The following is a 7,889-nucleotide window of genomic DNA, read 5'->3' as shown; positions in this document are numbered from 1 at the left end:
ACACCCACAGAGAACGCGAACGCCTCTACCCCCGGCCCGACCGGCACAACTACGAACTCCTGGCCTGACCGGCAAGCTCACTCCACGAGAGCCGCACCCTTTGCAGTTGGCCACAACCCAGGAACCGGCTGGACGCACTCCTGCGTGGTATCGGAGGCGAGCCCGAACCAGCACGGACCTGCGGAGCCGCCACGCGATGAACACGCCACCGCCCCCTGTACCTCAAGCACCTCTCTGGCCCCACTGCGCACACGGCGCCGACCCTGCTGCCGATCCTGTCGGCTGCCGCGGCATTCACGTGCCCAGCCAGACCGCATGCCTTGCCCACCTGTCCGACGCGGACCGTGACACTTATCTGGCCGGACTCGTCGCCGGCGCTGACATCGACCACCGAGGCACCCCTTTCACTGAAGCCCTGCTGGGACAACTCCTTGTCCCGCTCCACGACCCCACCACCGGAAAGCCCGACATGGGCGAGGCCAGGTTCGACGAGGCGCAGTTTTCCGGTGATGCCAGATTTGACGGGGCGAGGTTCTCTCGCCCCACCCGGTTCGAGGGGGCGCAGTTCGGCGGCGACGCAGTCTTCGACATGGCGCACTTCGGCGACTACGCCAACTTCCGCAAGGCGCAGTTCTCTCACCTCGCGTCATTCGACAGAGTGCAGTTCTTCCGCAACGTCAGTTTCGGCCAGGCGCAGTTTTCCAGCGTGGCCTGGTTCGACGAGGCGCGGTTCGGCGGCCACGCTAGGTTCGGCGAGGTGCGGTTCTCCAGCATCGGCTACTTCGCCGCCGCTCAGTTCGACCGCATGGCAGGCTTCGGCGGGGCGCAGTTCGACGGCAAGGCTGATTTCGGCATAGCCCGCTTTGCGACGGCATCACGCTTTGGGCCTTTGGTATGCAATGACGTAGTTGAGCTGAGCGGCGCCGTCTTTGAGAATCCAGTGACCCTGGAAATTGCTGCTCCCAGAGTTCGGTGTGAGGGAACGCGATGGGAGTCATCTGTCACTGCCAGGCTGCGGTACGCCACCCTGGACCTCAGCCAGGCCGTCCTGTCAGCCCCCGCAGCTGTTGTGTACCACCCTAAGCACTTCGCCAACTCCAGAATCAGCGCGGTGGACGAGGACTCGCTGTCAGGCCGCTGTGAGGGAGTCCGGGTGGCCTCGGTGCAGGGCGTGGATGCAGCACATCTGGTTCTCACCGATACCGACCTGACGGACTGCCTGTTCTCCGGCGCGTTCCACCTCGATCAGCTGCGCCTCGAAGGACGCACCACACTGGCTTCCACCCCCACCGGCTGGCATCGCCGTGGCGTATTGCCGATCCGCTGGAGCCACCGGCGCACTATCGCCGAGGAACACCACTGGCGCGCCCAGACCGCCGATCAGCCCGCACGCTACTCAGGTACACCAGTGCCTTCTCGGCAGTGGCGTCCGGGGCCACATCACCCCGACCGCGATCTCACCCCCGACCCCGAAGACGTTGCCGCGCTCTACCGGCAGCTACGTAAAGCTTTCGAAGACGGGAAGAACGAACCCGGCGCCGCCGACTTTTACTACGGCGAGTGCGAGATGCGCCGCCACGACACAACCGGCACACCGAAGGGCGAGCGCCGCCTACTGTGGGCCTACTGGCTGCTGTCCGGATACGGCCTGCGCGCCTCCCGCGCTACCGGCTGGCTTCTGGCCTCCATGGTCATCACCGTGCTGCTCCTGATGCGCTTCGGCCTGCCCACCCACGACCCCGACCCCACCACCACTGGCACCCTCCACGGCAGCAAGATCAGCCTCACCACCAGTAGCTCCGATCCCGCCCTGCACGGTGGATGGCCCGAGCGCATGACCTGGGCCCGCGCGGAGAAGGCCACCCGCGTCGCCGTGAACTCGGTCGTCTTCCGCTCCTCCGGACAGAACCTCACCACTGCCGGCACCTACATCGAGATGACCTCCCGCCTCCTCGAACCCGCGCTCCTCGCCCTCGCCGCCCTCGCCGTACGCGGACGCATCAAACGCTGACCACCCAACAGCAACCCGCCTCGCCAACTACCCGGAGGCCAACTGCCGCTGAGTACTGGCCAATCACCAGCAGCCTTTCCCCCCTTGGCCAACTATCGCTGCAAGTCACATCGAGCCAGGGACCTCTGTGTCCTGTGTCTGCGAATCGGCAGGACTGTGGCCGCTATGGTCCTCAGCATGGGCAGTGAACACCGCTGGCGGCGGATATCGAGCGAAACTCTCTACACGGGCGGCCCCGAGAACGGCTTCCGTCTCACCGTCGACCAGGCCCGGCGACCCGACGGAGCAACCGTCGCCTACCCGCACATCGTGACGCCGCACTCGGTGCGTATCCTCGCCGTCCACCGCGGGCGGATCCCCCTGGTCACCCAGCACCACTACCTGCACGGCACCGAGATCACCGACCTTCCCGGAGGCATCGTCAACGACGGCGAACTCCCAGAAGCCGCAGCGCGCCGCGAGCTGGCCGAGGAGACCGGTCTGACAGCTTCATGGACACACCCTCTGGGTGTCGTCGCAACCGCACGAGCCGCCGCCACCGAACGCGTCCACCTCTTCCTCGCCCACGGTTGCACCCCCGGCCTAGAGCATCCCGACGCCGGCGAGGCCATCAACACGCAGTGGCGCACCTGGGGCGAACTCGCAGAAGTCGACATCACGACCGTGCAGCACGAATTCCAGCATCTCGCCGATGCCGCATCCCTCGCCGCCGTACAACGAACCGCAGCACTCATGCGCCTTGTCGGCGGCCACCACCTCCCCTCCTCAAGCGACCACTTGACCGCATCGGCATGGGCGGCCTACACCGCCGTCGAGGGCCGCGACCCGTGGGTAGATGACCAACTCGGCCTGGTCTGGCTCGACTTGGCCTGTGGCCGCTTCGCGGAGGGAGCCGTCATTGTGGCCGACCTTGCAGCCGCCCGCACAAGTCTCGACGCCGAAACGGCCTGGGAACGGGCGGGCCAAAGACTCCTCTCATTGGCCCGAGCCGACAAGTAGGCTGCCCCGGCAGCAATCACCAGCCGGAGGGGCACGAGCGGACACCCAACGCGACACACCGTGGTGGTACGACATACCCCGTGTCGCCGTCACCTTGATCGTCTATGCAATCGTCGCGATCGTCATCTATCTCGGACTTCTCGGCCCCGACGAATCTCGTGGTCCGCTTGCCCTCAGCATCGGACTCGCCGCCGACCTGAGCGTCGCATTCTTTCAAAGCGCAGCCAGGCAACGCCACAACCAGCGTCGATGACGCTCCCCCAGGAACATGTGATCGCAGGACCAATATTCCGGTGACAACGCGGATGGACGATCCGAACGTCCGCCTTCGCTTTTCATGGCCTCGCAGTCACCTACCGAAAGCGACGCGCGGGAGTTTACGGAGGCGGGAGCCTGTTGATGCTTCCGTGTGCTCGCCGCTGCGCAGTTTTCGGTGATCAGGGCGGCGGTTTCCGTTCGATGCTTCGACTCTGACCGGAGTAGAGCCTCAGCGGCCAGAACGCCTCCGTCTGCGCAGTCGCGTCCACCCCCAGACGCTAAGAACGACCACGAGTGCTAGCCCGAACGCGCTCCATTGAATGTCGCTCACCGCAGCCCCAGGATCAAAAGGCAGTGGGGAAGGGGCGGTGACCGGGGGCGAGACAGGGGGTCCGGGAGGACACCAGCCTTGACACGGACCTCGATCGCTGCCGACGTCGCGCTGAGACAACACGATCCAGGCCACCAGCGCGAGAAGTGCGGTTAGGCATGCAGCGAGTACAGCCCGTGCCCGATAAATGCGACTGGCTACGGTTCCTTTGCTGACCCCCAAGTGCCACGCGATCTCAGCATGACTCTCGCCCAGCATGAAGGAGCGAAAAACAGCTGTACGTTGCTCCATGGAAAGCCTTTGAAGGTATGACCTCATTGCAAGGGTGAGATCATCATCGCCTGAAGACCAGGAAGGTAATTCGTCGATCTGCCCTGGATCCTGGGCTTCCATGATCATTTTGCGTCGCGCTTCTAGCAGTACTCGCCCCCGGATTACGCCGTACACGTAGGCCACAGGTGAATAGATCTCACTACGCTTCATGGCGGCGACGACCCACGCGTCCTGAACGACGTCTTCAGCCGGAAGGCGCGACTCGGGAATTCCTTGAGACCAAAGGAGTTTGCGCGCATAGTTGACCATCTTCGGACGGTTCTCCACGTAGAGCGGCTCCAGGTCCCACTGGAACTGCCTCACCTCATCGCCGGCCGATGCAAAATACGCTGCGGGCTCTTCGTCGCGTTCGGGCTGCTGCGCCTGGGCGCCGAGCTCGCCGCCACCGACGTCCTGCCAGACCCACTTGCCGTCCCTGTACACCTGCTCAGCCACGGCGCCTCCTCTTTCGGCGGACGTGCCGCTTCTTCGATGTCTTCGTCCGGGCGGGAAGCCCTCGGCCTGTCTTAGCTCGCATACGTTCGGCCTCGCCCCTGTCGGCCCGCCAACGGGCCACCTCTTGGGAGAGCTTGATGATGCCCAGCAATATGGGCAGGCTGTCGCGGAAACTCGGAAGCCACTCCACTGAGGCCGCCTTTCAATTGATGGCGACCTTCTGTAGTTCCTCCGTCTGGAACCGGCCGCTCGCCCCTTAAGGGAGACAGGAGCCCATCCCGCATTCGTGATGTGAGTCACACTTCAACGTGGAGCTTGAGGATCGTGGCTGTGCCGGGGGACGAACGGCGTACAGCAAGATCTGTACGAGGATCGCTTTGGGTGGCGCACCGCCGACATGGGTGCTCAACACCCAGAACGCGGCAGGGAACGCGAAGCTCAGCACTTCGCCATACCGGTCTGGGCACTCCTCGTCGTGGTAGAAGATCCGCCACGCGGAAGCGACCGACGCCGCCGTGGTCGGCTACACAGGGCCAGCGAAGCACTCGAGGGCGCTCGTCGTACGGCTGCCGGACGGGCGAGTTCGGCTGACCCGGGCCATCGGTGCACAGTTGGCCGCCCAGGCCGCGGCGCAGCTGACCCTTTCCGAGCCAGGGCGCACGGCCGCTCTGGGAACGGCCAGGTGTACACGGCCGTGGTCGTCGACCTGATGGTGGAAGTGCTGGCCGAGACAACCCGGCACGCCGTCGTGACGGTGACACGGTTGCAGTGAGCTATCCACAGGCCTTCGCGGTTATCCACAGGCCGTCACGCGCTTCGCCGCTTCGCCCTACGTTGCTGCCTCAGCGATCACAAGCACAGGGGTGCACGATGACGTACATGGTCGACCTAGCGTTTCGAGTGGAGGAGGCGCTGACCAACCTCCCAGACAAAGGCCAGCAGGAGATCTTCGAGACGATCGCGGCGGCCCTGATCCGGCCGGACAATTGGCCGCCGCCCGGCGGTCGACACGGCGCAATCTGCTGGGGGCCGCTGTCGTGGGTCGCGTTCACCGCGTACCCCGACGGCATCGAGGTGTACGACGTGGGTTGGGCAGGCTGAAGAGCCTCGCTGCATCACGGCGGCGGGGCTGCTGCTACCTCAGTGCTCGGGATTGCCGATCGTGTCGCTGACGGGCCGCGCCCTGGGCGAAGGACGCCGCCCAGCCAGCCCCCAGCCCGACACCGAGGGCCGTCGCTCCCCGGGTCTCCGGAGAGCCGGAAATCGTCAGGAAGATCGCAATCCCGACAATGCTGTATGTAATCAAGGTGACCGCAACTGGCGGTATGCCGTACCACCATGGCGCGCCTTGTCGGACGTCCACCATTCCTCCCTCGCCGACTGTGCGTGATGCGCGACACAGTACTCACGCGTCTCATACGTACCGTCGTCGCCCCGGCCCCGGCAGGCGATCAGCCAGGCTTCACGGTGACCTCGGCGAAGCGGGTCATGAGCCGTCCGCGGGCCACGCCGCCACGTCGGAGGTGCTGTCAGGTCGGACAGACGGGGCACAGAGACCGAGGCTAGCCGCGACCGCCGGCCCGCTCGCTCAGCGTCCGGGCCGAGCTATCCCGTCATGGGCGCCTGCGGCGTCGCTCACGCGGTAACGTCGTTGACACTCCCCCTGCCAGCCTTCTACGTGGAGGTCAAGAAGCTGGCCGGTAGGCGGCGGCCGGACCGATCGCGCCCGGTCCGAACCGCTCCCGGATCCGGTCGGCCGCCCCCTCGGCGACGAGCCGCGCCTGCCGGGCAGTGTCGAGACTGAGCTGTTCGGCGACCTGATCGCCGTCGAGCAAGTCCTCGCCGCGCAGCGCGAGACCGGTCAGCCGACCTCGCTGAAGACCTGCGGCATCCATGAGCTGGTAGGTGAGTTGGCGCAGGTCGTCCTCGTGCCCAGACGGCTCGGCCAGGCGACGGGTCCTCTCCCACGCCGGTCCTCCGGCAAACGTCAGCGTGAGCGTGAGAGCTCGCGCAGCCTGCCCTCGGCGGCGCAGCTCGACACCGAGCTGCACGACGAGGCCCAGCAGGGCTGAGCGCGCCACGGCACCGTCAAGGACATCGTGGGGGAACCGGTGCCGGACGCTGACGGAGGCTGGCAGGCGGCGCGGGGTGACGGTCCGGGGGTCTATACCGCGGGCCCGGTCGACGGCCGTACGGCCCGCTCTCCCCAGCAGGCGCTGCACGGTCTCCGCCGGAAGCGCGGCGAGCAGGCCGACGCGGTCGACGCCGTAGTGCCGAAGGGTGGCGGCCTGGCGGGAGCCGATGCCGTGCAGGTCCTCCACCAGGAGCATGGCAAGCCAGTCAGCGACGTCGTCCTCCTCCATGGCTAGGACGCCGCCCGGGTGGCCTACCTGGGCGGAGGCGGTCGCAGCGACGGTGATGGTCGGGCCGATGCCGACGCGGACGTCGACTCCATAGCGGGAGACCATCCGCAGCCGCAGGATCTCCCCCAGGTGGGAGGCGGTCGCGCCGTGGTAGCGCAGTGCGCCGCGCAGGTCGACCAGGGCGGCCGTGGGCGGGAGAGCCTGCACCACCGGCGAAAGCTCCCACATCTGCTCAAGGACCTGCCGGTAGGTCTCCTCCGGCAGCCGGTCCGGGCAGCGCACATGCATCACCACACCTGGCCGTCGCCCCGTCGGCTTGGTACTCATCCGGCGCTCACCTCCTCCATCACGTTATCGAACATGCGATCGAATACGCGAGTGCGGAGGGCACGTTCCCGCATCTAGAGTGGAATATGTGTTCGATACCTCGCGGGATCTTCCGGACGACCTGGAGCGGCTCCAGACGCTGCGGACCTGGAATGCCATGTGGCTGGCCCGCATCGACCGCAAGATCGCCGAAGTGCAAAAGCGTCAGGCCGAAGAGGAGCACCGCCGGGCGCACCGCCCGCCAGTACCGGACTGGATCCTCGAACTCAACCGGGCCACAGGGCACCCGCAGGCCGTGCACGTCGGCGACTGTGGCATGGCCGGCCGTCGAAGACGGCCGGTCGACCAGGATGGCGCCCGCCGCCTCCTCACCGTCGACGGGGTGCCTGCCTGCCCGATCTGCCGCCCAGACACCGCACTGCACATCACCGACTAGCCAGCCCCTCCTTTGTGGCACTCGTCCGCAGGACAGCGCGGCCCTACTCGCCCGCTGAAACAGGTCCGGCCCGTCGCTACGGGGGGAAGCGACGGGCCGGATGACTGTCACGGTCTCATACTCAGCGTCTCCGGCGTGCCGCATCCTGCTGAATTCGCCCCCGCGCCACGACAGTTGTCTCTCCGGCTGCGCGGCGCGGTGTCTCAGCCGAGTCCGAGTCGGCTGAGGGCGGTGGTCCAGTCGGTGACGATCGCCTGCTGCGCGGCGGCGAGGGTGACCTTGCCCTTACAGACCGCGGTGTGCAGCTTCGTCTCCACCGGATCCTTCGCGTTGTTGACCCCCGAGCCCTTCTTGTGGCCGGGGTCGGCGGGCTCCACCCACAGGTTGCGGTAGTCG

At 66.5% G+C, this 7,889-nt stretch carries 6 protein-coding genes and 1 pseudogene; 4 read left to right on the top strand and 3 right to left on the bottom strand.

The window, feature by feature from the left end; all coding sequences use genetic code 11:
• The first annotated feature begins 298 nt into the window (after positions 1–298).
• Both OO70_RS49980 and OO70_RS49975 read left to right on the top strand, forming a co-directional pair.
• Positions 299–2,011 (top strand): pentapeptide repeat-containing protein, encoded by a 1,713-nt coding sequence (locus OO70_RS49980; RefSeq protein ID WP_324604924.1) that lies wholly within the window; start codon positions 299–301, stop codon positions 2,009–2,011.
• Between the two features lie 177 nt (positions 2,012–2,188).
• Entirely contained in the window at positions 2,189–3,010 is an 822-nt protein-coding gene (locus tag OO70_RS49975) for an NUDIX hydrolase (protein ID WP_043688121.1), read from the top strand.
• A gap of 487 nt (positions 3,011–3,497) precedes the next feature.
• Here the strand turns inward: OO70_RS49975 and OO70_RS53510 are convergent, their stop codons facing one another.
• Positions 3,498–4,367, bottom strand: a complete 870-nt coding sequence (locus OO70_RS53510; protein WP_078651917.1) for an RNA polymerase sigma factor — start codon at positions 4,365–4,367, stop codon at positions 3,498–3,500.
• An 870-nt stretch (positions 4,368–5,237) separates the two neighbouring features.
• Between OO70_RS53510 and OO70_RS49970 the strand changes: the two genes are divergently transcribed.
• The gene (locus OO70_RS49970; RefSeq protein ID WP_043688117.1) at positions 5,238–5,468 is read left to right on the top strand and encodes a hypothetical protein; all 231 of its coding nucleotides are present in this window, start codon (positions 5,238–5,240) and stop codon (positions 5,466–5,468) included.
• 584 nt (positions 5,469–6,052) lie between these two features.
• On the opposite strand, the gene OO70_RS49965 is transcribed toward OO70_RS49970, so the two are convergent.
• Positions 6,053–7,057: a DNA polymerase Y family protein gene (locus tag OO70_RS49965; protein ID WP_043688115.1), complete on the bottom strand. Its 1,005-nt coding sequence runs from the start codon at positions 7,055–7,057 to the stop codon at positions 6,053–6,055.
• Positions 7,058–7,145: 88 nt separating this feature from the next.
• On the opposite strand from OO70_RS49965, the gene OO70_RS49960 reads away from it, so the two are divergent.
• Positions 7,146–7,493: a DUF6233 domain-containing protein gene (locus OO70_RS49960; protein WP_043688114.1), complete on the top strand. Its 348-nt coding sequence runs from the start codon at positions 7,146–7,148 to the stop codon at positions 7,491–7,493.
• Positions 7,494–7,696: 203 nt separating this feature from the next.
• Here the strand turns inward: OO70_RS49960 and OO70_RS49955 are convergent.
• A pseudogene (locus tag OO70_RS49955) lies at positions 7,697–7,889 on the bottom strand (hypothetical protein); the annotation flags it as partial.

It is taken from the genome of Streptomyces xylophagus, assembly GCF_000716435.1.
GTDB lineage: Bacteria > Actinomycetota > Actinomycetes > Streptomycetales > Streptomycetaceae > Streptomyces > Streptomyces xylophagus.
This window is presented reverse-complemented; position numbering and strand designations above follow the sequence as displayed.